The 23,703-nt window shown below is 42.7% G+C and carries 22 protein-coding genes and 1 pseudogene; 11 read left to right on the top strand and 12 right to left on the bottom strand.

Annotation, left to right across the window (positions count from 1 at the left end):
* Positions 1–48: 48 nt before the first annotated feature.
* The 3 genes and pseudogenes from NSS78_RS03995 (at position 49) to NSS78_RS03985 (ending at position 2,177) form a co-directional block, all read left to right on the top strand.
* A complete protein-coding gene (locus NSS78_RS03995; RefSeq protein WP_003218040.1) occupies positions 49–561 on the top strand; it encodes a hypothetical protein in 513 nt (170 codons plus the stop codon).
* A 132-nt stretch (positions 562–693) separates the two neighbouring features.
* On the top strand, positions 694–1,653 hold the full coding sequence (gene corA / locus NSS78_RS03990) for a magnesium/cobalt transporter CorA (protein WP_284907667.1): 960 nt from the start codon (positions 694–696) through the stop codon (positions 1,651–1,653).
* 32 nt (positions 1,654–1,685) lie between these two features.
* Positions 1,686–2,177: pseudogene (locus tag NSS78_RS03985) on the top strand (DUF2716 domain-containing protein).
* Positions 2,178–2,212: 35 nt separating this feature from the next.
* Here the strand turns inward: NSS78_RS03985 and pdaA are convergent.
* Positions 2,213–3,004, bottom strand: coding sequence for a delta-lactam-biosynthetic de-N-acetylase (pdaA, locus tag NSS78_RS03980; protein WP_003218060.1), 792 nt, complete (start codon positions 3,002–3,004; stop codon positions 2,213–2,215).
* Between the two features lie 101 nt (positions 3,005–3,105).
* The gene (locus NSS78_RS03975) at positions 3,106–3,297 is read right to left on the bottom strand and encodes an SE1561 family protein (RefSeq protein ID WP_003218031.1); all 192 of its coding nucleotides are present in this window, start codon (positions 3,295–3,297) and stop codon (positions 3,106–3,108) included.
* A 146-nt stretch (positions 3,298–3,443) separates the two neighbouring features.
* On the opposite strand from NSS78_RS03975, the gene yfkAB reads away from it, so the two are divergent.
* From yfkAB to NSS78_RS03960, 3 genes are all read left to right on the top strand, one after another.
* Positions 3,444–4,565 carry a radical SAM/CxCxxxxC motif protein YfkAB gene (gene yfkAB / locus NSS78_RS03970; RefSeq protein ID WP_327840927.1) on the top strand — a complete coding sequence of 374 codons (1,122 nt, stop codon included), beginning with the start codon at positions 3,444–3,446 and terminating at the stop codon, positions 4,563–4,565.
* 7 nt (positions 4,566–4,572) lie between these two features.
* Positions 4,573–5,409: a mechanosensitive ion channel domain-containing protein gene (locus tag NSS78_RS03965; protein ID WP_111913178.1), complete on the top strand. Its 837-nt coding sequence runs from the start codon at positions 4,573–4,575 to the stop codon at positions 5,407–5,409.
* A 257-nt stretch (positions 5,410–5,666) separates the two neighbouring features.
* Positions 5,667–6,386, top strand: a complete 720-nt coding sequence (locus tag NSS78_RS03960) for a YebC/PmpR family DNA-binding transcriptional regulator (protein ID WP_137055531.1) — start codon at positions 5,667–5,669, stop codon at positions 6,384–6,386.
* 354 nt (positions 6,387–6,740) lie between these two features.
* Here NSS78_RS03960 and NSS78_RS03955 read toward each other — a convergent pair whose 3' ends face one another.
* From NSS78_RS03955 to NSS78_RS03945, 3 genes are all read right to left on the bottom strand, one after another.
* Complete coding sequence (locus NSS78_RS03955; protein WP_249118374.1) at positions 6,741–7,502, bottom strand: YfkD famly protein; 762 nt, start codon at positions 7,500–7,502, stop codon at positions 6,741–6,743.
* Between the two features lie 88 nt (positions 7,503–7,590).
* Positions 7,591–8,658 carry a calcium/proton exchanger gene (gene cax / locus NSS78_RS03950; RefSeq protein ID WP_050944787.1) on the bottom strand — a complete coding sequence of 356 codons (1,068 nt, stop codon included), beginning with the start codon at positions 8,656–8,658 and terminating at the stop codon, positions 7,591–7,593.
* 64 nt (positions 8,659–8,722) lie between these two features.
* Positions 8,723–9,100 (bottom strand): OsmC family protein, encoded by a 378-nt coding sequence (locus NSS78_RS03945; protein WP_050944788.1) that lies wholly within the window; start codon positions 9,098–9,100, stop codon positions 8,723–8,725.
* A gap of 75 nt (positions 9,101–9,175) precedes the next feature.
* On the opposite strand from NSS78_RS03945, the gene NSS78_RS03940 reads away from it, so the two are divergent.
* Complete coding sequence (locus tag NSS78_RS03940) at positions 9,176–10,339, top strand: MFS transporter (RefSeq protein ID WP_003218010.1); 1,164 nt, start codon at positions 9,176–9,178, stop codon at positions 10,337–10,339.
* A 16-nt stretch (positions 10,340–10,355) separates the two neighbouring features.
* Positions 10,356–10,856 carry a GNAT family N-acetyltransferase gene (locus NSS78_RS03935; RefSeq protein WP_253622840.1) on the top strand — a complete coding sequence of 167 codons (501 nt, stop codon included), beginning with the start codon at positions 10,356–10,358 and terminating at the stop codon, positions 10,854–10,856.
* 214 nt (positions 10,857–11,070) lie between these two features.
* Here NSS78_RS03935 and NSS78_RS03930 read toward each other — a convergent pair whose 3' ends face one another.
* Genes NSS78_RS03930 through NSS78_RS03920 form a run of 3 tightly spaced genes read right to left on the bottom strand, consistent with a single transcriptional unit; the run spans position 11,071 to position 12,731 of the window.
* Positions 11,071–11,889 carry a YhjD/YihY/BrkB family envelope integrity protein gene (locus NSS78_RS03930; protein WP_044139737.1) on the bottom strand — a complete coding sequence of 273 codons (819 nt, stop codon included), beginning with the start codon at positions 11,887–11,889 and terminating at the stop codon, positions 11,071–11,073.
* A gap of 18 nt (positions 11,890–11,907) precedes the next feature.
* Positions 11,908–12,240, bottom strand: coding sequence for a YtxH domain-containing protein (locus tag NSS78_RS03925; RefSeq protein ID WP_212046535.1), 333 nt, complete (start codon positions 12,238–12,240; stop codon positions 11,908–11,910).
* Between the two features lie 20 nt (positions 12,241–12,260).
* Positions 12,261–12,731: a low molecular weight protein-tyrosine-phosphatase gene (locus NSS78_RS03920; RefSeq protein WP_050944791.1), complete on the bottom strand. Its 471-nt coding sequence runs from the start codon at positions 12,729–12,731 to the stop codon at positions 12,261–12,263.
* Positions 12,732–12,904: 173 nt separating this feature from the next.
* Here NSS78_RS03920 and NSS78_RS03915 point away from each other — a divergent pair, with 173 nt between their 5' ends.
* Complete coding sequence (locus tag NSS78_RS03915) at positions 12,905–14,260, top strand: sodium:alanine symporter family protein (protein WP_003218008.1); 1,356 nt, start codon at positions 12,905–12,907, stop codon at positions 14,258–14,260.
* A 77-nt stretch (positions 14,261–14,337) separates the two neighbouring features.
* Positions 14,338–14,553 (top strand): DUF1128 domain-containing protein, encoded by a 216-nt coding sequence (locus NSS78_RS03910; RefSeq protein ID WP_003214000.1) that lies wholly within the window; start codon positions 14,338–14,340, stop codon positions 14,551–14,553.
* 113 nt (positions 14,554–14,666) lie between these two features.
* Here the strand turns inward: NSS78_RS03910 and NSS78_RS03905 are convergent, their stop codons facing one another.
* Positions 14,667–15,185, bottom strand: coding sequence for a type 1 glutamine amidotransferase domain-containing protein (locus NSS78_RS03905; RefSeq protein ID WP_050944793.1), 519 nt, complete (start codon positions 15,183–15,185; stop codon positions 14,667–14,669).
* A 254-nt stretch (positions 15,186–15,439) separates the two neighbouring features.
* Between NSS78_RS03905 and NSS78_RS03900 the strand changes: the two genes are divergently transcribed.
* Positions 15,440–19,729, top strand: coding sequence for a multifunctional 2',3'-cyclic-nucleotide 2'-phosphodiesterase/3'-nucleotidase/5'-nucleotidase (locus NSS78_RS03900; RefSeq protein WP_327840925.1), 4,290 nt, complete (start codon positions 15,440–15,442; stop codon positions 19,727–19,729).
* A 16-nt stretch (positions 19,730–19,745) separates the two neighbouring features.
* Here NSS78_RS03900 and treR read toward each other — a convergent pair whose 3' ends face one another.
* From treR to treP, 3 genes are read right to left on the bottom strand one after another with little or no spacing between them, the layout of a single operon-like run.
* Entirely contained in the window at positions 19,746–20,474 is a 729-nt protein-coding gene (gene treR, locus NSS78_RS03895; protein WP_044139741.1) for a trehalose operon repressor, read from the bottom strand.
* 19 nt (positions 20,475–20,493) lie between these two features.
* Positions 20,494–22,194, bottom strand: a complete 1,701-nt coding sequence (gene treC, locus NSS78_RS03890) for an alpha,alpha-phosphotrehalase (protein WP_327840921.1) — start codon at positions 22,192–22,194, stop codon at positions 20,494–20,496.
* A 15-nt stretch (positions 22,195–22,209) separates the two neighbouring features.
* Positions 22,210–23,646 (bottom strand): PTS system trehalose-specific EIIBC component, encoded by a 1,437-nt coding sequence (treP, locus tag NSS78_RS03885; RefSeq protein ID WP_050944797.1) that lies wholly within the window; start codon positions 23,644–23,646, stop codon positions 22,210–22,212.
* Positions 23,647–23,703: the final 57 nt, after the last annotated feature.

Here is a 23,703-nt window from a genome sequence, read left to right as displayed (position 1 = left end):
TTACGAAAAGGAAGACCCAAACATTTTAAAACAAAGGAGATCCGACCAATGAAAAAAACCATTCTTTCTATTGCCCTTGCCACTGCTGTTTCTTCGACTCTGCCAGTATTTGCTGACGCTGCTGAGAAAAAAACGTCAGCACCCGTCTCTACTACACTACAGCAAACTGTATTAAACAAAGCTGCTGAAGGAAAAGCTGGAACGACAGCTAGTCCTAATGTTAACGTCAACTTCGATGTTCTTGGGATTGCCAATGCGATTGTTAACGCAGTAAACGCAAATGCAAACCGTCCTGGGTTCGTTAAAGGCGTGATGGAAAGCACATTCTATGCTGCTGGTGGCAGATATAATGTCATGGTCTTTAACCTAAGCCAAAATTATGAAGACCGCTTTAACGGCGTGAAAACTTTTGCAACTGCTAATCTTGGTAACGTTGTTTACGGTATTTGGGTATTTGAAAGTGGTACCTTTAAAAACAACGGCGATGGCGGCTGGGATAACTGGGCGTTCAGAGGCTGGTTTGACCGTCAAGATAAATTTGTTACGTTCCGTCGTCCTTAATTCTCGGTTTTATCCATCAATCATACACGCACAATGGACCGATCTCAGTGATGAGATCGGCTTTTTTATGGAGAGAATGTATAAGTTCACTGGCGTTGCTTCATGATATAATGCAAGTCTGGAGGGGTGTATATGCTGAAAAAACTTGCAGTGACAAAGAACGGAGACTTGATTGAACATGCAACATTGCACCAGCTTTCAAGCCCCGATATCGCCTGGTATTGGATTGACTTTCATGCGCCAACGGAAAAGGAAGCAGCGCTGCTGAAGGAATTCTTTCAGTTTCATCCGCTTTCAATTGAAGATTGCTTCCATTATTTACAGCGGCCTAAGCTTGATTTTTATGAAGAGTATTTATTTTTCGTTCTTCATGCTCTCAATCAAAAAACACTTCGTTCAGAGGAAGTGGACCTGTTTGTTGGGGAAAGTTTTATTGTCACCTTTCATTTAAAGGAAGCACCATACATTGATCGTGTGATGCGAAAGCTAAAAGAATCTGAACACGCGCGAAATAGCGGACCTGAGCATCTTGCCTACATGCTGATTGATGATCTGGTTGATGATTATTTCCCGATTATTTATCAAATTGAAGACAGGTTAAATGAGATCGAAGATGAAGAAGGTCATAAAACGTACGGTACTTTAATGAACGAAGTATTCGGAATTCGGTCAGACTTGTTAAAGCTAAGAAGGACAATTATTCCGATGAGAGACCTCTTATATCGTATCGTGAATATTAATATGATGAAAAACGATAAAAATAGACAAGCCTATTTCAATGATATCTATGACCACCTTCTGAAATTAACAGAGATTGTCGAATCAAACCGTGATATGACAGCCGATTTACGAGACAGCTATCAGACGCTGAATTCTAACCGAATGAATGCAATCATGATGACGCTGACCATTGTATCGACCATCTTTATTCCATTGACCTTTATTGTTGGAGTGTACGGAATGAACTTTGATAACATGCCTGAATTACACTGGAAGTATGGCTATTTTGGCGTACTGATTTTCATGGGTCTGCTCGTCTCGGGTATGCTTTTGTGGTTTAAGCATAAAGGATGGTTCCGCATATTCAAATAATGTGTAGAGTGAATGACTGAGGAGGCGGTTAGATGAAAAACTGGATTCCTTTGTCTCATCAAGAACTAAAGCTCGTTTGGGAGACGCTCTATCGAGATTTCAAATTTAATCCGAGCCTCTCTCGTTTTCCCTCATTTCGCGTACCTTCTCCTTTCATTACATATGATATTTCTGCTTATTTTGAGGACTCTTCCCTTCTCCATGCAGATGAAGACCTTGAAGAGAAAGCATGACTTGTTTTTCAGGAGCTTATCAGAACAGACGAGTATATGCTGGCACTTGATTGGCAGCACGAATGCTACTGGATCACACCATACGGCTCATTTGAAAAAGATGAATTCGGAGATTGGGCAGTGCCTGTGCTACCGAACGGGGATTATTATTTCTTTTTATCAAAAGAGATGCATTGGGGCTTGCTAGGACACCCTTGGGAGCAAAGTATCACGATTTTCGGTGAGGGCTTGATTGATTCTTTCTCGCGCCATCATCCGATTTTGTTTCAGCGTAAAATAAGAGAAGGATAAAGAAAAAGCTCGCAGGTGTTCTGCAAGCTTTTTTTCTATAGCTGAGGGAGATGCCATACTTTTTCAAGCATGAGATCGTCTAGGCTTTTAAAGGAATAACCTTGTTTTTTCAGTGACGTGATGGCATCATCCAATGCCTCTGCATTGTCTCTTGAGACGGTATGAAGTAAGTAAATGGCACCTGGGTGCGCCTGCTTCATCATTTGATCGTAAGCATACTGTTTTCCTTTTTGATGATGAATATGCCAGTCCACAAACGCCACTGACCAGAAAACGGTTTGGTAGCCTAGCTCTTTTGTTTCCTTCAGCACTCTTTCACTGAATACACCGCGCGGCGGACGAAGATAGAGGTTGTCTTGTTTCCCAGTGATTTTGTATACGGCTTCATTGACACGCCCCAGCTCTTCTTTGATTTCTTTCGTACTCTTTGTTGTTAAATCTGGATGATGATAGGAATGGTTGCCGATGATATGACCTTCCTCCGCCATACGTTTAACGAGCTCAGGCTGGTCCTTGACAAAGTGACCTGTCACAAAAAAGGTGGCTGGCACTTGATGTTTTTTCAGCACATCTAAGATCTTGGGCGTGTACCCATTTTCATAGCCATTGTCGAAGGTAAAATAAATCTCTTTCTTTTTCGTGCTTCCTAAATAGAAGGCATCATACTTTTTTAAAAGGGCGTTCAGTTCTTTACCCGCATCCGCTGGCTTGTGTTCTTTGCTTTTTGCAAATCCCCAATGGACGGGCTGATTAGACACGGCTTCCGCTTCTGAGAGAGGCATGGATACAAAAAGCGCACATAAACAGATGAGCATGTATTTTTTCATTTACGTCACTTCCCGGTTTTTCTTCTATTGTGCAGAATAAGACCGAGACTCATACACTGATGCACCTGCCAATTTAAAGAAAAAAGCCCGCACTGTGCGAGCTATTCTTCCTTCCAATCGGTTTTAAACCGTTCATATTTTGCTTCTAGGTCGTCAATCATCTGGATCAGTCTGTCTATATCCTCAACATCTGTTGATTCTGGATCTAATGAATCAATCACATTCATAAACATATCTAATCGGTTCTTTAAATAATCAACCTGCTGCTCTTTGCTGTCTGCTGCCTTGCCCATAGATACACTCCCTTTAGCATTTGTTTCTAGCTTATCTTTTTTTCCCTTGTAAATCAATGAAACCCCACTTGCGTATAACGGTGATGGGGCTTAAAATTAACTGTTGGCGGGTCCACGTTTGCCCGAATGAAAAGGAGATAGATACCATGAACCAAAAAACAGCACTTCGTCCGATTACACCTGCATATGACCCTTGGGAAGCCTATCTTGATGTGCAGGATTACGGGGAGATGAAGCTGACAAATATTGAATTTACAACCACGACGTTGTGTAACATGAGATGTGAGCACTGCGCGGTCGGCTATACTTTGCAGCCAAAAGACCCGAATGCACTGCCGCTTGATTTACTGCTTCGCCGTTTAGATGAAGTTCCGCTTCTGCGCTCAATCAGTATTACAGGCGGAGAGCCGATGCTTTCTCTCAAATCTGTGCGGGAATATGTCGTCCCTTTATTAAAGTATGCCCATGAACGCGGCGTCCGTACACAGATCAATTCAAACTTAACACTTGATTTGGCGCGATATGAAGAAATTATTCCATACTTAGATGTTCTTCACATCTCACATAACTGGGGAACTATCGAAGAGTTTGCAACGGTCGGTTTTGCGATGATGGACAGAAAACCAACCTTTGAACAGCGCGAGAAATTATTTAACCGCATGATTGAAAATAGCCGGGCACTTGTCAAAGCAGGTGTTACCGTATCTGCTGAAACCATGCTTAATAAACGCACACTTCCATATATTGAACACATCCACCGGCAAATTGTGGAGGAAATGAAATGCCAGCGCCACGAAGTTCACCCGATGTACCCAAGTGATTTTGCCAGCGCCCTTGAATCATTGACACTGCCGCAAATGCGTGATGCGATTCATCAGCTGCTTGATATTCGTGATCAAGACACATGGATGCTGTTTGGCACCCTGCCATTTTATTCTTGCAGTACAGATGAAGAAGACCAGCGCCTCCTCAAACGATTGCGTCAGGAGAAGCATGTCACGGTACGAAATGACCCTGACGGACGCTCACGGTTGAATGTGAATATTTTTGATGGGAATATTATTGTGACGGACTTTGGTGATACACCGCCGCTTGGAAATATTGCGACCGATACATTGCAATCAGCTTATACTCGCTGGATGGACACAAAATTAGCAAAAGAGCTGAATTGTCATTGTCCAAGCGTACAATGCCTCGGTCCGAATGTTCTTGTGAAAAACAGCTATTATCAAGATGTTGATTTTACTTCTCGTACAATCAGGGGGTAACCGATAGATGGACGATACATTTCTGACAGTGGTCAAGAACAAATACATTGAAATTCTAATTGTTGGACTTGTTCTTTGGCTTGCCGTCTTTATCATCAACAAAGCCCTTCAGATTTTCTTTAAACGAACGGAGTTTATTGAAGATAAGAAGAAGAAAACGATCGAGAGCTTGGTCAAATCTGTGACGAAGTACACAGCTTCAATTTGCTTTGTATTCTATGTCATTTCTCTCTTCTTTCATGATTTCGGAAAAATTCTTGCAGGTGCTGGTGTTGCAGGGATCGTCATCGGTTTTGGCGCCCAGACGCTAATTCGTGATATTTTAGCAGGCATCTTCCTGATCTATGAACGTCAGATTCATAAAGGGGATTATGTGACAGTGAATAACCTCTTTAATGGAACGATTGAAGAAATTGGTCTCCGTTCTTTGCAAATTAGAGAATGGAGCGGCAAGCTGTTAACCATTTCTAACGGAGACATCCGGCAAATTCAAAACTATAACATGCACTACATGCGGATTACGGAGTCTGTATTAATTAGTGCGAATCAAAACCCAGATACAGCCTTTCAAGCACTAGAAACGGCCTGTGACAATTTAAATCAAATGCATCATGATTTTCTTAAAAAAGATGAATTCCAGCATGCCATTGAACCGTTTCAAGTCCATGGCATTATGGGTCTGAACAAGCTGAACCGCGGGATTGAGCTCACAGTGAAAGGAATGGTCGAAGATGAAAAATATTTCGATGCTGCCCTCGCTGTCCGAAAAGAAATGATCAAACAACTTCATCAGCATGATGTCAAATTGCTTGAAGATCTCGTTTATCCCCAGCCTGCAAAATAACCTCATTTGTGATGGGGTTATTTTTTATATCATCGGCTCTTATTTCTTTATTTATTAGGTGCGCCGAGCTGACTCGGGCTCTCCAAAAACATGAAACGCTTGAACAGCTTGGACATATCCGTTAAGAATTCGCTTTAATTCAGCCCCTCTAACTTCTATCCTCTTGACTAATTCATGTATAATAGAAGGCAGAATGATTTCATGCAGCATGGGGACCCTCATACTGTGTATTTTCTAAGTGAAAGAGAGTGAAGAAGATGGGTCGTAAGTGGAACAACATTAAAGAAAAGAAAGCATCAAAGGATGCCAGTACAAGTCGTATTTACGCAAAATTCGGGCGTGAAATCTATGTGGCTGCCAAACAAGGTGAGCCAAACCCAGAATCAAACCAAGCACTTCGTTTTGTCCTAGAACGTGCAAAAACATATAGTGTCCCAAAACACATTGTAGACCGTGCCATTGAAAAAGCCAAAGGCGGTGCGGAAGAGAATTTCGATGAGCTGCGCTACGAAGGATTTGGTCCAAACGGATCGATGGTAATCGTTGATGCCCTCACCAATAACGTGAACCGCACAGCGTCAGATGTTCGTGCGGCTTTCGGAAAAAATGGTGGAAACATGGGCGTAAGCGGCTCTGTTGCCTACATGTTTGACCAAACAGCTGTCATCGGTGTCGAAGGAAAAAGTGAAGAAGAAACACTTGAGCTTTTAATGGAATCAGACGTTGATGTACGTGACATCATGGAAGAAGATGAAACGGTGATTGTGTACGCTGAACCAGATCAATTCCATCAAGTACAAGAAGCATTCAAACAAGCCGGCGTAGAAGAATTCACTGTCGCTGAAATCACAATGCTTCCTCAAAATGAAGTGACATTAGATGATGAATCTAAAGAACAATTCGAGAAACTAATCGATGTATTAGAAGAGCTTGAAGACGTGCAGCAGGTTTATCATAATGTGGATTTAGGGGAATAAAAAACTTAAGCCAAAGTAGTCGTTAGGTTCATCAACTTCTACTAAGGCTTTTTTATTTCCCTGAAAAAATGTAATATATGGATAAGGTGTTAATGTATACAATTTCCAAGGAGCTGAGTTTCATTTTTAAAACATGGTGGTTTTCTTATTATGGATTTATGATCATCCCTTATCTTGGCCTATGTTTTAATTTCAACAACTTAACGATATTTACTAAAGTGATCTTCTTTCTTTTTATCGTATGGTATTTATATAACGCCTTTGACTTTTACATGAATGAGCTAAAAAGAAAAAAAGAGAAACCCGAATAGCAAAAAAACAGTCATCTCCCCTTGATAAGAGGAGATGACTGTTTTAATTCATCCCTTGAAACCCAAACGTCAGGTGATCCTGAACAGGAATCCAAGCGCCGATTCCTTGTGAGGTCACGTTTTTCACGACGAGTTTGCGTTTATTTCCTTTAAGCACAAGGTACACTTCTCCGTATGTCACCTTTCCTTTTTCGTTAATGGCCGGGGCATAGGCATGAAGTGAAGCTGCTTTTTTCGGAGAGACATGGTATGACTGATCTCGTTTTGTTCCTGCGCCAATGACTGTGTCAAATGCGAGGGGTAGCTTTGTCTTTTGAATGGCTTTTTGCATCATCAATGTTTTCACATCTTCTGGGCTTGGCACTTTTGCTGTGAGCCCGCCGCTCACTTTTACTTGCTGCTTTTGAACATATTTGCCAATGGCTGTTTTGTTGCCGCCTCTGTTATCAATATGATTCGTATTCACTTTTTTGTATTCCCAATTGGCCACCGTTTCGTTTGAATCATAGCTCAGTGCCCATCTTCCAAGGAAAATGGTCGCGCGGTAACCAACAGCTAATGGCGTCCCTGAAATGCTGGATTCATTCAGCATTTTGATCAAATGGGTATTCTCAATCGGCACATTCGTTGTTTTAAACAATTCGGCTGTCAGCTCGCTCGGCTGGAGCAATGGCTGATCCTGTGACGCATTCGGATACGTATTCTCCTTAGAAATACTGGCGACAGACGCTGGCACCTTAAATGGCTTCGCCGCCTCCGCTGGAAAGCTGTATAGAAAACTTAAGGATAAGAGAACAACAAACATGATGCGGGGCATCTTTTTCATATCATCACTCTTTCTCATTCATTTTTCCATAGTATTTTCCGCAAAGACGTCCCTTATCCACAAAAGATTATAAAAGGAAAAATCCAATCGCCATAATGAAATAGGCAGCAAGTAATGTGGCGCCTTCAAACCAATTGGTATCTCCGTCATTAGATAAAATGACTGTGAGTAACACGGCGGATGCCATCGCAATGAGCTCTGGTAAGGAGAAAATGAGTGGCATCTGCGTATTGAAAAAAAGCGAGCTGATGACAAGGATTGGTGCGACCATCATCGCAACCTGAAGTGTGGAACCAAAAGCAATTTCCACTGCGACATCCATTTTGTTTTTATACGCCATGATGACAGCAGAGGCATGTTCTGCCGCATTGCCGACGATGGCCACAATAATGACTCCGATAAACAGCTCACTCCAGCCAAATTGTTCCCCCACCGTATCAAATGTATGGACGAGGCGCTCTGAAATGTACGCAACGGCCATCGTTGCAAGCAGCAAAATCAAAGTGGCAAACTTACCAGACCATTCAGGTATTTCTTCTTCCGTCTCCGCCTCTCCGTCCAAGCTCTCCTGCTTGGCAACATAGACACCTCGGTGGCTCACCAGTTTGAAATAGAGCGCTGCAACATAAAGCAAAATCATCACAATGCTAATGCCAATGCTTAAAACAAATTGCTTCTCCTCAGCCATTTCCACCGAAAACACTTCTGGAATGACAAACGCCACAATAATGGCAAACATGAGCAAGCCCGAGTTGTGCCTTGCATCGTGGACATTGAACACTTGGCGCTTATATTTTAATCCGCCAACGAAAAAAGACAGTCCCGCCACAAGCAGTAAGTTTCCGATCACTGAGCCAGTTAACGACGCAAGGACGATGGCTGTCAGTCCTTGCTTTAATGCAAAAAACGAAATAATTAACTCCACCGCATTTCCAAATGTGGCGTTTAAAAGCCCGCCAATTCTGGGACCTGCTATGATGGCAAGACTTTCTGTGGCTCTTCCCATAAAACTAGCAAGACCAATAATCGCGATACAATACACAGCAAACATGATGGCCTGCGGAAAATGAAGAAAACTGCCAATCACCGATAGCGGCACACCAATTGCGACAATCACAAGAAACAAACGATTCATACAGCCATTCTCCTTTACATATGTCTGACTGTTATTCTTTCGTGAGTGCCGGCTTCATATACATTTAGGTTTTCTCGTGTGAGAAGGTGATTTCAATACTACCTTTCACAGACTGCACCATAGAGCAATGCTTCAATGCCAGTGTAATGCTTTTCTCTATTTGTTCATCAGATGTACGGACGCCTTCAAATAAAATATGTAAATGAATACGGGAGATTTTGTTTACAGCTCCTGCTCTTGTCGTTTCAGGTGTAATCGTCAGCCCTTCCCAGGATATTCGCTTTTTCCGGCATACATGAATGAGCATTTCTCCAAAACAGCCGGCAATAGCTGAGGTGAATAATTGAGATGGTCTGTACCCCGTTTCTTCATTTGCTGATATATACAGCTGCCTTTCATCTATTCCCGCGATCCACCCGCCTGATTCGTATATCAGTTTCATTCCTTTCCCACCTTTCTATTGAAACCCCTATGGTTCCATTGTACGATGAAAACATGAACTTGTAAGGAGCATCTTATGTCGAGAATTCATTTTATGATTTTAATTTTACTTGTATCTGTATCTGGTTTTTCGCAGGGAGCGTTATTGCCTGTCATTTCGATTATTTTTGAACATGCCGGAACTTCTCCTACGTTAAACGGACTGCATGCCACAGGCTTATATCTCGGCGTGCTGCTAGCATCTCCCTTTATGGAAGCGCCGCTTCGCCGGTTTGGGTTTAAGCCGTTAATTGTCATTGGAGGCGCCGCTGTTTTTTTAAGCTTGTTCAGCTTTGTGTTTTTTGAATCTTATGTTGTCTGGTTCTTCCTGCGGCTCATGATCGGGATTGGTGATCATATGCTGCATTTCTCTACACAGACGTGGGTGACCTATGCGTCGTCATCGAGAAATCGCGGGCGAAATATTTCATTGTATGGGTTATCCTTTGGACTTGGTTTTGCCGCTGGACCTTTTTTAACACCACTCATCGAAATCAATCCATCTTTACCTTTCATTGTTTCCGGTGCTGTTAGTTTATGTATTTGGCTGCTTGTTTTTGTTTTGAAAAATACATATCCAGATACGGGCGAAGTGCAGACGTCAGAGCAGACAAACAGTTTAAAGCGCTTTAAGAAAGCTTTTCAATTTGGCTGGGTCGCCTTTATGATGCCTTTTTGCTATGGCTTTTTAGAAACGACACTCAATAGCAACTTCCCTGTATATGCACTCAGAAGCGGGGTGACCGTAGATGCAGTGGCGTTTATTTTACCTGCGTTTGCCATTGGAAGTATTGTCTTTCAGCTACCTCTCGGGATGCTCAGCGACCGGTTTGGCAGGCGCCGCATCATTTTATGTGTGACTCTCGTCGGGTCTTTCTTTTTCCTACTAGCAGGGATTTTCATTCAATCGGTTTTGGCTGTTGCGATTTGTTTCTTTATTGCCGGAATGGCTGTAGGCTCTACCTTCTCACTTGGCATCAGTTATATGACCGACTTATTGCCAAAGCATCTGCTTCCTGCTGGAAATTTGATGTGCGGAATGGCATTTAGTGCGGGAAGTATTCTCGGGCCTGTTCTCGGTGGAATCTTTGTGCAAACGTTTGAAGGAATGAATTTACTTTACCTTGTCAGCATCGTGATATTATTCGTGTTTTTCTGCGTTCGATTTGGGCGAACGGCGGCAGTGGTGGAAAGTCATTAAAATGGAGGGTCGATCTTTGTTTTCATACGACGTCACAAATGAATTGACTTTGGCATCTCTACAATTAGATGATGCGGACACATTATTGGAGCTTATTCAAGAGAATCAGGCTCATTTAGGGGAATGGCTACCATGGGTTCATCACTGCAAAAGCATAGAGGATGTCAAAACGTTTATTCAATCGACTCAAACCATCTACAATGAACAAAAAGGGTTGGAAGCTGGCATTAAACTGAACGACCAATTGATCGGGGTGTTCCGCCTGACGTTTAATCAGAAAATAGGCAATATCGGTTATTGGATTCGTCAAGACGCGCAAGGTCGGGGCATTGTGACAACGATCGTGAAATATATGACAGAAACTTTTTTTTCAAAAGTCGATGGATTTGAAATTTTTTGTCCCGTAGGTCATGTTCGAAGTGAACGTGTAGCAATGAATGCCGGATTCGAGCTAGATCCTCACTATGAGTCAAAGCCTGATGCCGCTTTTATCCTTAAACGATATATACGATTGTGAATTAAAAACTCCCCTGCACCCATGCAGAGGAGTTTTTTTCATTTAGTGATATCCATTTTGCCCGTTCGCACTGCCGCTTGTTTTGTGCTTAGGCTGATGGCCTTTGTTTTGTTTCGTATTGCTTCCGCCTTTTTTCGATTGTTTGGACATATGTGGTTTCCCCCATCCATTCAGTTTGAACTTGATCGTTCTTCTTTAGGATGCCCGAATTTCTTTATAGTTTGCCTGGTACGATTTTACGCTTATGTAAAAGCGCATTGAGCTCGCCGCCAAGGATAATCATGATGCCGGTTAAATAAAACCAGATCATTAAAATAATGATTCCCCCAATGCTTCCGTACATCGCACTGTAGTTAGCAAACTCGCCTACGTAAAATGAAAATAGCATGCTGACCAAAATCCATCCAATCGATGCAAAAATGGCACCTGGCAGAACAAATTTTAATTTCAGCCTAATGTTTGGAGCAAAATAGTATAAGGATGTAAAAACAATCAATAAAATCAGCGGGCTAATGATCCATCTCATCGCAGTCCATACAGTGAGAAAGGCGTCTGACTGCCCAACTAATTTAGCGACAAATAAACCGAGTTCTTTGCCAAAGACAGGTAGCATCAGGGCAAAAATAATGGTCAAAACCATCGCGATCGTTAAAATGATCGATGTTAAACGTACGAGAATGAAGGAACGATTTTCCTCAACTTCGTAAGCATGGTTAAATGCTCTGACGACGGCATTAATGCCGTTAGATGCTGACCAAAGGGCGGCAATAATCCCGAACGATAATAACCCGCCATTACGATTATTCAGCGTCTGTTCGGCGATGGATTCAATCATCGAAAGCGCTCCTTCTGGCGCATAGCCAGAAATGACGCTTAGGACATCCTTTGACGTCAGCGGCAAATACCCAACGAGTGTCAGTACGAAGATGAGAAACGGAAATAATGAAAGCAAAAAGAAATAGGCAAGCTCAGCAGATTTTGCCGGTCCTTCATGCAGCAAAAAGCGTTCAATTAACGCTTTAATAAAACCCATACGCCTCATCTCCAATGATCAATCTGTCTGTTTCGATTGAAAGTGATCCTTTGTTTCTTCAATAATTTCTAATACCCTTGGGGTTGTTTCCTTTAACTGATTGACCTGTTCATTTAAAAATGACAAATCATCTGAGACTGTTCGCATCAGCTGCTTCGTTTCTTCCATCTTTTCTTTCATGCAAGCCGATATTCTGCCTGGCTCCTCACGGTACTCATCAAGCTTTTGCTGGCAGTCATTCCATTTGTCTTTGAGTGCAATTCTTGTTGGCCGATGAAATAAAGTCAGCAATGCGCCGCAAGCTGCACCTAAGAGAGCTCCTCGGAGCACGATTTGATTTTTTTCTTCCATCTCGTCTGATCTCCTTTCAGTTAAAGGTGGTTCTCTTTCTTTACATACGTCAAAAAACGGTCAATTCCTGTTTCAATTAATTCATGGACTTCCTCAAAGTTTCCAGTGTAATAAGGATCTGGCACATCATCTCGATCGTCGTCTTCTACAAAATCAAGAAGACGGCCAATAAAGTGATGTTTCCCATAGCCGGCTATACTGCGAAGTGCCCCTACATTTTCAGCATCCATCGCAATGATATAGTCATATGTTGTGATGTCCTCATCCATGATTTGTCTTGCGGACATTCCTTCATAGCTGATGCCTTTTTCATCAAGCAGCTTTCGCGTTCCTTCATGCGGGGGACTGCCTTGATGCCAGCCGCCAATACCTGCTGAATCAATCACAAAGTGCTCGCTAAGCCCCTCATCTTCTACTTTTTTTCTAAATATGGCCTCTGCCATCGGTGACCTGCAAATATTGCCAAGACACACAAATAACACATGAATCATCCTTCATTCTCCTCCTATCTTTTCCCTAAGAGTTCTTTTCGAAAACCTTTTCTCTATCATATCAAGCCCTTTTTCTTTTGAAAACTTTGCAAGAAAAACTCTCATCGGCATTGACACATTATACAAAAAAAGGAGACACTTTAGGAGAATTGCACAAATAAAGGGGGATACATATGGGATGGGTTGAACAGATTGTCAGCAATATCAATGACGTATTATGGGGACCGCCACTCTTGCTTTTGATCGTGGGAACAGGGATTTACCTGACCTTTCGAGTGCTTTTTATTCAGATTAGGCTGCTTCCCTATTCACTCAAGCTTGCATTTTCAAAGCAAGACAAGACATCAGAAGGTGATATTTCTCACTTCCAAGCATTAATGACAGCTCTAGCTGCAACGGTTGGAACGGGAAATATTGTAGGGGTCGCCTCTGCTGTCATTGCCGGCGGACCAGGCGCCGTGTTTTGGATGTGGTTTGCTGCATTCTTTGGCATGGCGACAAAATATGCTGAAGCTGTTCTTGCCGTGAAATATCGTGTGAAAAATGAAAAAGGCGAAATGTCTGGCGGGCCGATGTATTATTTGGAGCATGGCTTGAAGCAAAAATGGCTTGGGGTGCTGTTTGCTATTTTTGGCGCCACGGCTGCCTTTGGAATTGGGAATCTCGTACAGTCAAATTCGATTTCTGGTGTCATGAATTCAACCTTTCAAGTCCCAACATGGGTCACAGGCATCATCATTACTGTTTTTACTGCCCTTGTGATTTTAGGCGGAATTAAAAGCATTGGCCGGGTGACGTCTATTTTTGTACCAGTCATGGCATTATTCTACGTCATTTGCGGGCTGATCATTCTTGTCATGAATGCCGACCTTGTCCCAGGCGCAGTCGGGCTCATTTTTTCAGACGCATTTACTGGTCAAGCGGTTGCAGGTGGTGCTATCGGTACGGTGATTCGCTGGGGTGTGGCGAGAGGGGTCTTTTCCAATGAAGCAGGTCTCGGGTCTGCTCCAATCGCTGCGGCCGCAGCAAAAACGGATATGCCCGCTCGTCAAGCGCTTGTGTCAATGACGCAAGTATTCATTGATACGATGATTGTTTGCTCCATCACAGGTATTACGATCGTCATGGCAGATATGTATGTCACAGAAAAAAGTGATGCACTCACCTCGTTATCCTTTGCTCATTTCCTCGGTCCAATCGGTTCAACCATTGTGGCCATCGGCTTACTTTTGTTCGCTTATTCCACCATTATTGGCTGGTCATATTATGGCGAAAAATGCTTTACTTATTTGGCGAAAGACTCTTATGTGATGTATTATCGTGTTGTGTTTGTCATCGCTGTCTTTTTCGGTGCCATCTTCAAGAATGATTTCGTCTGGGGTGTGGCAGATATGCTCAATGGGCTGATGGCCATTCCAAACTTAATCGGACTCATCGGTTTATCAGGGGTTGTCGTATTTGAATCCAAACGAATCATTGATAAGATGAAGCAGGAGAAAAAGGAGAAAAACATCTCTGTGTCATCTTAATAGCCCTTTTATTCTTTTGCATTTCTGTTAAAATAGATATATTATTCGACACATATGCAGGAAAGGACGTGCCGCCCTTGTCAGAGCAAAAAGCGGCTGAAGTCAATCAGCTGATTGAAGACATTTCGCAAAAGTTAAATATGCTGAACATTGGAGTCATCAAAGCAGAAGACTTCAGTCCAGACAAATACGAAGATATTGAATTTCTTCACCAAATGGTGATGAAAAAATCTTCATTCAGCCCAAGTGAAATGCAAGCCATCGCAAGCGAGCTAAAAAACTTAAGAAAATAATGGTGCGAAAGGGAAACTGTTTTTATGGTCTACACGCAGTTTTCTTACATCATGCACACAAAAAGCCAGCACCCCGCAAGGTGCTGGCTTTTTTATCCTTTTACAACTGCGGTTTATTTCTCAAGCAGTTTTAATGATTCACGGTTAAAGGCTGGAATGTCATCAGGTGTACGGCTTGTCACAAGCTGATCCTGACAAACGACGACTTCTTCGTCTTTAAATTTAGCGCCTGCGTTTTCCATATCGACTTTGATGGATGTATACCCAGTCGCGCCTCTTCCTTCCAGCGTCTTCGCTGTAATGAGCAATTGCGGTCCGTGACAGATTGCAAATACTGGTTTTTTCTCATCCATAAATGCTTTAGTGAATTGGACGTAACGATCATCTGCACGCAGAATATCTGGTGAGAAACCGCCAGGAATGAGAAGTGCATCGAAGTCTTCAGGCTTCACGTTGTCAATAGACGCATCCACTCTTACTTCTGCCTCTCCTTGCTTCCCTTTCACTGTTTTTCCTTTTTCATTTTCAATGACTGTCAACTCATGACCTGCATCTTTAAAGGCTTTTGCAGGCTCGGTGAATTCAACATCCTCAAAGTAATCTGTTAATACAACTGCAATTTTCTTACCCATGTAGAAACCCTCCTGCTTGATTATCGTTTACACTACACACTATACCCGGGCATGTAGAAATCAAACATCCTATCCCTATCAGAAAACCCCTTATGATAAAAATAAGCATTTAGACTCATTCACATTACCTCAACAAGGTAATTCGTATGATTTATGTTATCTTTACAATAATCTGCAAAAAATAACTACAAAAGTTAACGAAACATTTCTACAATAGGTATTGTGGTCAAAAAAATTAGAAAGGCGGAGATCAGGTGAAGAAGCAAGCACATAGGTCTAAACGAAGGAAAAACCTGTCTATTCTGCTCACTTCCATTATGATGATTAGTCTCATTCTCCCAGCAGTACCTACTCATGCAGAAACAGAAAACGGCAAAGCCGTAAAGGTCAGCATCTTAGCCACAACCGATGTTCATGCGAACATGATGAATTATGATTATTACAGCGACAAAGAAACAAATGAATTTGGTTTGGCAAAAACAGCCGAGCTGATCGACAAGCACCGATCACAAAACCCAAATACACTCCTTGTGGATAACGGAGACTTGATTCAAGGAACCCCTCTTGGAGAATACGTTTACAAACATGAGAAAGACAGCATCATCAATCAAACAAAGGTTCACCCTATTATTCATACACTCAACAAACTAAAATACGATGCAGGAACACTTGGCAATCATGAATTTAACTACGGATTATCCTTCCTTGACGGTACCATTGCGGGCGCCAACTTCCCGATTGTTAATGCGAACGTCAAAAAGCTAAATGGAGAACACCGTTTTACACCTTATGTGATCCAAGATAAAACCTTTAAAGATGCAAACGGAGCCTCACAAACTGTGAAAGTTGGTTACATAGGATTCGTTCCACCACAAATTATGACGTGGGATAAGAAGCATTTAGATGGACAAGTCCAAGTGCAGGACATCGTCGAATCTGCCAATGAAACCATTCCTGAAATGAAAGAGAAAGGCGCAGATGTCATTGTCGCTCTTGCTCATACAGGAATTGAAAAAACCGCTTCACCTAAAGGATCAGAAAATATGATCTTTGACCTTGCCACGAAAACAAAAGGCATCGATGCCATTGTATCAGGCCACCAGCATGGCACATTCCCAAGCGCTGAATATAACGGCGTCGACAAATTCAATGTCTCAAAGGGAACCATCAACGGCATCCCAGTCGTCATGTCAAAAAACTGGGGCAGCTACCTCGGGGTCATTGATTTAACACTAGAGCCTGACGGCAGCAACTGGAAGGTCACAGACGGAACAGGCAAGATCGAATCTGTTGCCGGAGTATCATCTCAAAACAGTACCGTAAAAGACGCCATTCAAACAACGCATCAAAACACACTTGATTACGTGAGAAAGCCTGTTGGCAAAACAGAAGCAGACATTAATAGCTTTTTCGCTCAAGTGATGGATGACCCTTCGATTCAAATTGTGACAGATGCCCAAAAATGGTATGCACAAGAAAAAATGAAGGACACATCGTATAAAAATTTACCGATTTTATCTGCAGGTGCTCCGTTTAAAGCAGGCGGCCGAAACGGTGTAAACTATTATACAAATATCGCAAAAGGAGATTTAGCGATTAAGAATATCGGCGATCTCTACCTTTACGATAACACTGTGCAGATTGTGAAACTGAAAGGCAGTGAAGTGAAAGACTGGTTAGAAATGTCTGCTGGCCAGTTTAATCAGATCAAACCGAACGATGCAAAAGAACAGCCGATTTTAAACGAGGAATACCGCTCGTATAACTTTGATGTAATTGATGGCGTGACATACCAAGTCGATGTGACGCAGCCTGCTAAATACAGCACAACAGGCACACTTCTCAACGCCAATGCCAACCGCATCAAAAACCTGTCTTACAACGGGAAAACCGTCTCTGATAATCAAGAATTTTTAGTCGTAACAAATAACTATCGTGCTTCTGGCGGCGGAGGCTTCCCTCATCTGACGCAAGATAAAGTGGTGCTTGCCTCAGCAGATGAGAACCGTCAAGTACTAATGGATTATATTATCGAACAAAAAACGATCAACCCAAGTGCAGATCAAAACTGGTCTATCGCACCGATCAAAGGCGCAACAGTCACTTTTGAATCTTCTCTTTTAGCCAAACCGTTTGCTAAAGAATCAAGCAGCGTAGACTTTATTCGTAACGCAAGCACAGATGGTCTTGGTGTGTATAAGCTAGCCTTTAAAGACGATGGCACAACAGAACCGCCTACATCAGACAACTGGAATTTAACAGTGATGCATACGAACGATACACACGCACACCTTGATGATGCGGCAAGACGCGCAACAAAGATCAAAGAAGTCCGTGCTGAAAATAAGAACAATATTTTATTAGACGCTGGAGATGTCTTCTCTGGTGACCTGTACTTCACAAAGTGGCAAGGACTTGCCGATCTGAAATTGATGAACTTAATGAAATACGATGCCATGACGTTTGGTAATCATGAATTTGACAAAGGTCCTTCTGTACTCCGTCAATTCCTGACAGGTGATGCATCAGATGTCGATCCGAAAAACCGTCATCAATTTGAAAAGCCTCGATTCCCGGTCGTGTCATCCAACGTGGATGTCTCGAAGGAAAAACAATTGAGTGACTTAGTGAAAAAACCAGCCTCATTTAAAGCTGGTGAGAAAAAAGAAGCCGGGATTTACCCTTACATCCTGCTCGATGTAAACGGTGAAAAGGTCGCCGTATTCGGTTTAACGACTGAAGACACAGCCATTACCTCCAGCAGCGGCCCTAACATTCAATTTAAAGATGCGTACAAGAAAGCAAAAGAAACAGTCAACACCATTCAAACAGAAGAAAAAATCAATAAAATCATTGCGTTAACACACATTGGCTACAACCGTGATCTTGAGCTCGCTCAAAAAGTAGATGGAATTGATTTAATCATTGGCGGTCACACACACACCCTTGTCGAAAAATTAAAGGTTATCAAGAAAAAAGAACCTACGATCGTCGCTCAAGTGAAAGATTACGGACAATTTTTAGGAAAAGTAGACGTAGCCTTTGACAAAAAAGGTGTCATCCAGCCAAAAGAATCTTCTTTTGACCTGATTCCCATCAATGACTCTGTCAAAGAAGATGCAGAGGCAAAAGCGATCCTTGATGGATACAAAGCAGATATTCAAGATTTAAAAACAGAAAAAGTCGGCCATACAGATGTCCTTTTAGACGGTCAACGTGAGCATGTCCGTGCGAAGGAAACGAATCTTGGGAACTTTATTGCTGACGGCATGCTGCAGAAAGCGCAAGAATCAGCTGGAGCTGACCTTGCCATCACAAACGGCGGCGGTATTCGTGGAAGCATCGAAAAAGGTGATATCACGTTAGGTGATATTTTAACGGTGATGCCTTTCGGAAATACGCTTTATGTCGCAGATTTAAAAGGCAGTCAAATTAAAAAAGCACTTGAACAGGGGCTGTCAGGCATTGAGGAAGGCGGAGGTGCATTCCCTCATGTAGCCGGCATTGAATATACGTTTACGCTCAGTAAACCAGCTGGAAGCAGACTGATTGATGTGAAACTGAAAGATCAAAAAGGTCAACTGACAGACATTGATGATGAGAAAACATACCGCGTAGCCACAAACGCATTTGTTGGCACAGGTGGCGACGGCTACAGCGTCTTTACAGAAGCCTCTCACGGCGAAGACTTAGGGTATGTCGACTATGAAATTTTCAAAGAGCAAATTGAAAAGGCAGACGGTCAAATTTCGCCTGTTATCGATCACAGGGTGAAAGAAGTGTTCCTTCCTCGTGCGAAAGGAAAAGGCGCTTATGACATTCAAGATGATAAGAAATTCCAAACGTATGTACAGCATACAAACAAAGCATTGCTCTATTTAGACAAAGCAAGCAAAGTGAAAAACGTTCAATTGTCTCTATCAAAAGCGCAAGTAGCCGAGCTGAAGAAAAGAGAGCAAGATCCAAACGTCACCATCTATCATGACAAAGTGGGACTCGCATTACCGCTCTCAAATTTATCCGAGACAAGCGCAGATATATGGATGACAAAGAAAGATAAAGTGAAAAACGCATTAACGGATACGTATGATTTCCAAATCAAACAAGACAAGAAAAAGGTTTCGACCTTTAAAGACCCTGTCACACTATCCTTTACACTAGACGAGCCTCAAAAGGCGAAAAAACCTAGTGTATATTATGTGGATCGCAAGAAAAATCGTTACACCAAAACTAGTAATGGATCATTTGAAAACGGAGTCGTATCAGGTCAAACTGAGCACTTCAGCGAATACACGGTCCTTAACCAAAACGGGGCAGCTGGAACAACGCCAGATCAAACTGGTGGAGACGGCGGAACAACAGCACCAGACGGAGGCACGGGTACAGATCCAAACCAAGATGGAACAGGCCTTCCTGGCGGCACATTGCCGAATACAGCCACGATGATGTATACAGCTGTACTGATTGGCGTGCTCATGCTTGCCTCAGGAGGTATCCTATATTACTACCAGCGCAAGCGTACAAGAAAAAATGTTTCATCCTAAAGGAAAAGGACAGAGCCTATGCTCTGTCCACTTTTTCTCTTCTTGCAAAATCGACGAATCTGAAGCGGTCTAATCGGTGACGGCTTTCTGTGTATTGAAATAAACTTGTATCCTCTAAGAACACGTAATTCTTCACGACGACGACATGATCAAACCCGTTCAAATCAAGATACTTGGCGTCCTCTTCTGTACATGGCTCTACCACAAATTCCTTTTGGGCATAGCTGATTGATACACCGAGCTCTCCTTCAATATACTCGTAGATGGATCCTTCGCATATGTCCTTCGACAAGACCGACACATGCTTTTGCAAAAAGTAATCCTTGTCTAAAATCACTTCTTCTCCGCTAATATTACGAGATCGAATGACTTCCCAGACATCCTCCTGCCCATTAATTTTCAGCTGAGACTGAATATACTGATCCGGTTTGATTAAACCAAATTCGTGAACCGTCGTAACGGTCTTTCGGCCAAGCGTTTGGGAAAGTTCTTTAAAGCTGACAAGACCCGAGACTGGGAATTGCATTTTCTCTCGATTCAGCAAGACAGAGCCTTTGCCGCGGATTTTTTGGATATAGCCATTTTGCACAAGGATATTTAATGCCTTTCTTACCGTCTCACGGGATGTGTCATACATCAAGGACAGCTCATGCTCTGATGGCAGAATGCCTTTATCCTGCCATTCACCTTGTTCAATTCGTTTTGCGAGCTGATCATAAATCACTCGAAACTTATTCTCTTTCATTTTCCCTCCGCCCCATTTTCTAGCGTTTGGTTAAATGATAAACGATTGACTCGTATGGACGCAACGTAAATCCCTTCATATCTGCCGGTGCATCCTCATAATTGGATAACAGCACTTGCCTCTCCATCTCATCTACAGCCTGCATAAGCTCATCAGGAAGCGTAAAGTCCGTCTCTCCTGCATAAAAGTGATTGATCACAAGAAGCTTCTCCTCACCGCTTTCTCTCACATAAGCAAAAATCTTTGGATCTTCTGCTAAGAGTAAGGTGAAGCTTCCATATGTGATCACATCAAGTTCTTTACGCAGCCTGCAAAGGGCTTGATAATGATAGAAAATAGACGACGGGTCCTTTAACGAAGCTTCGACCGAAATGTCGTTATTGGCTGGCTCAATCCAAGGTGTCCCTTTTGAAAAACCTGCATTCTTTTCCGAGGTCCACTGCATCGGTGTTCTCGCATTATCTCTTGACTTGACCTGTAAAATGGCGAGCGCTTCTTCCTTTGATTTTCCTTTTTCAAGCATTACTTCATACATATTGAGTGATTCGATATCGCGGTAAGACGAGATGTCCTCAAACTGAGGATTCTTCATGCCAATCTCTTCCCCTTGATAAATATATGGAGTCCCTTGCATGAGATGAATGGTGGTCGCCAGCATCTTCGCTGATTGCTGATGGTACGTTTCATCATCACCGTATCTTGAGACGATACGCGGCTGATCATGATTGCACCAGAAGAGCGCATTCCAGCCGCCGCCCTCATGCATTTTCGTCTGCCACTCAGACAGAATCGACTTCAATTCCTGAAAATCAAATGGTGCGAGGGCCCATTTTTCTCCGTTTGGATAATCGACCTTTAAATGATGAAAATTAAACGTCATATCCAGCTCCTGCCGATCCGGTCTTGTATACCGAATGCAGTCTGCGATATTCGTTGAAGACATTTCTCCGACGGTCATGCTGTCATATTTCGAAAAAACCTCTTGGTTCATTTCGTGCAGAAACTCATGAATTCTTGGGCCATCCGTATAATACATGCGGCCGTCTCCTTGTACAGATTGTCCGGCGTCATCTAAGAAGCGTTGATCCTTTGAGATGTTGTTGATGACATCCAGCCTGAATCCATCAATTCCTTTTTCAAACCAAAAATGCATGATGTCATATACTTGCCTGCGCACCTCATCCTTTTCCCAATTGAGATCCGCTTGGGTGACATCATATAAATGAAGATAATATTCTCCCGCTTCTTCATCTAGCTCCCAGGCTGGACCGCCGAATTTTGACTGCCAATCATTCGGCGGTGATCCGTCCGCCTTGGGCTCCTTCCAAATATAATAATCTCGATAAGGATTATCCTTTGACTCGCGTGATGCTTGAAACCACTTATGGAAAATGGATGTATGATTGACGGCTAAATCCATGATGACTCGTATGCCTCGATCATGGGCTTCCTTCAGCATGTGTTCAAAATCTGCCATTGTACCGTACATGTCATGGATTTTTGTATAATCACTAATATCATAGCCGTTGTCATGCTGCGGGGACTCATACATTGGCGTGAGCCAAATACAATCCGCCCCAAGCTCTTTGATATAATCGAGCTTTTTTGTCACACCATTGATATCGCCTGTACCTGAGCCCGTTGTATCTAAAAAGCTCTTCGGATAAATTTGATAGACCACCGCTCTTTTCCACCACGGTTCATTCGTTTGTTGTTTCAATTTCATCCACCACCACTAGTTAAGTTCTTGTGAAACATCTTTCTTCTTTTTCAGCTTTGCATACAAAAGGGTTCCGATGAATGGGACGATGAGGACAATGACCATCCCTATCGCAAATGCGCCCCAATATTTCGGAATAATAGAGAAGATTCCCGGAATGCCCCCAACACCAACTGAGCTTGCCAGCACCCCTTGAGAGGCGATAAACATACCAGCTAAACCAGAGCTAATGAGTGCGAAAATAAATGGGAATCGGTAGCGCAAGTTGACGCCAAACATCGCTGGTTCGGTAATTCCTAAGTAAGCAGAAATACTTGATGTGAGCGAGAGACCCTTTTGCTTTTCATCTTTCAAAACAAACATCATCGCAAGTGCGGCTGATCCTTGTGCAATATTAGACAGTGCGAGCATCGGCCATAGAAACGTGCCGTGCAGTTTTGAATTAATCAATTGAATATCAACAGCGAGGAACGTATGATGCATTCCAGTAATGACTAACGCCGCATACAAACCGCCGTATAATAGACCACCAAGTGCTGCGAACTGCTGGAATACAGCGACAAGTCCAGATGTTAACACGTTGCCGATTGCAAATGTAATAGGTCCAATGACGATAAAGGATAAAAAGCCAATAACTAATAACGTAATCGGTGCAACCACTAATAGCTGAATGCTTTCAGGTGTCCGTTTTGTGATAAACAATTCGAGCTTCGCTAGTAAATACGAGGCGACGAGTATCGGAAGAACCTGTCCTTGATACCCTACCTTTTGCACTTCAAGTCCAAACAAATTCCAGACTGGAATCTCACCGGACTTTTCAGCCGCTCCATAGCCCCACGCATTTAATAAGTCCGGGTGTACGAGCATGAGTCCAAGGACCATCCCTAAAAGCGGATTTCCCCCAAACCGCTTCACGGCTGACCAGCCGATTAATGCGGGCAGGAATGTGAAGGCAGTGCCTGCAATCAAGTTGATCATATTCGCTAAATCAGCCCATGCCGGATACACATCGACAATCGATTTTTGATCAAAGAAAATATCAGGAGCTGTTAAAATATTATTAATCCCCATTAATAAACCGGCTGTGACGATGGCAGGAAGAATGGGAATAAAAATATCCGCAAGCGTTTTCACAGCACGCTGCAATGGATTTAATTTTTGATCAGAGGCGCGCTTCACGTCCTCTTTTGAGGCTTCGCCAATCCCTGTCTGTTTCACCATTTCGGCATATACCCGATTGACGACCCCTTGGCCGATCACCACTTGGTATTGACCGTTCGCTGAGAAAGATCCCTTCACTTCTTCTATTTGTTCAAGTGCTTTCTCATCAACCTTTCCTTCATCCTTCAGTACAAAGCGCAGCCTTGTCACACAATGTGTCGCTTGATCAATATTTTCTTTGCCGCCGATGGCTTTCACAATCTGATCTGCTGCTGCCTGATAATCAGCCATGCTATCCCCTCCGAGATCGTTTTTTATAAGAAAAAAGAACCAAAAAACTTGTATATA

Origin of the sequence: Bacillus sp. FSL W8-0920 (genome assembly GCF_038593215.1) — a bacterium.
Lineage (GTDB): Bacteria > Bacillota > Bacilli > Bacillales > Bacillaceae > Bacillus > Bacillus pumilus.
Note: the sequence above shows the minus strand (reverse complement) of the source record. Positions and strands in the feature narration are given on the sequence as shown.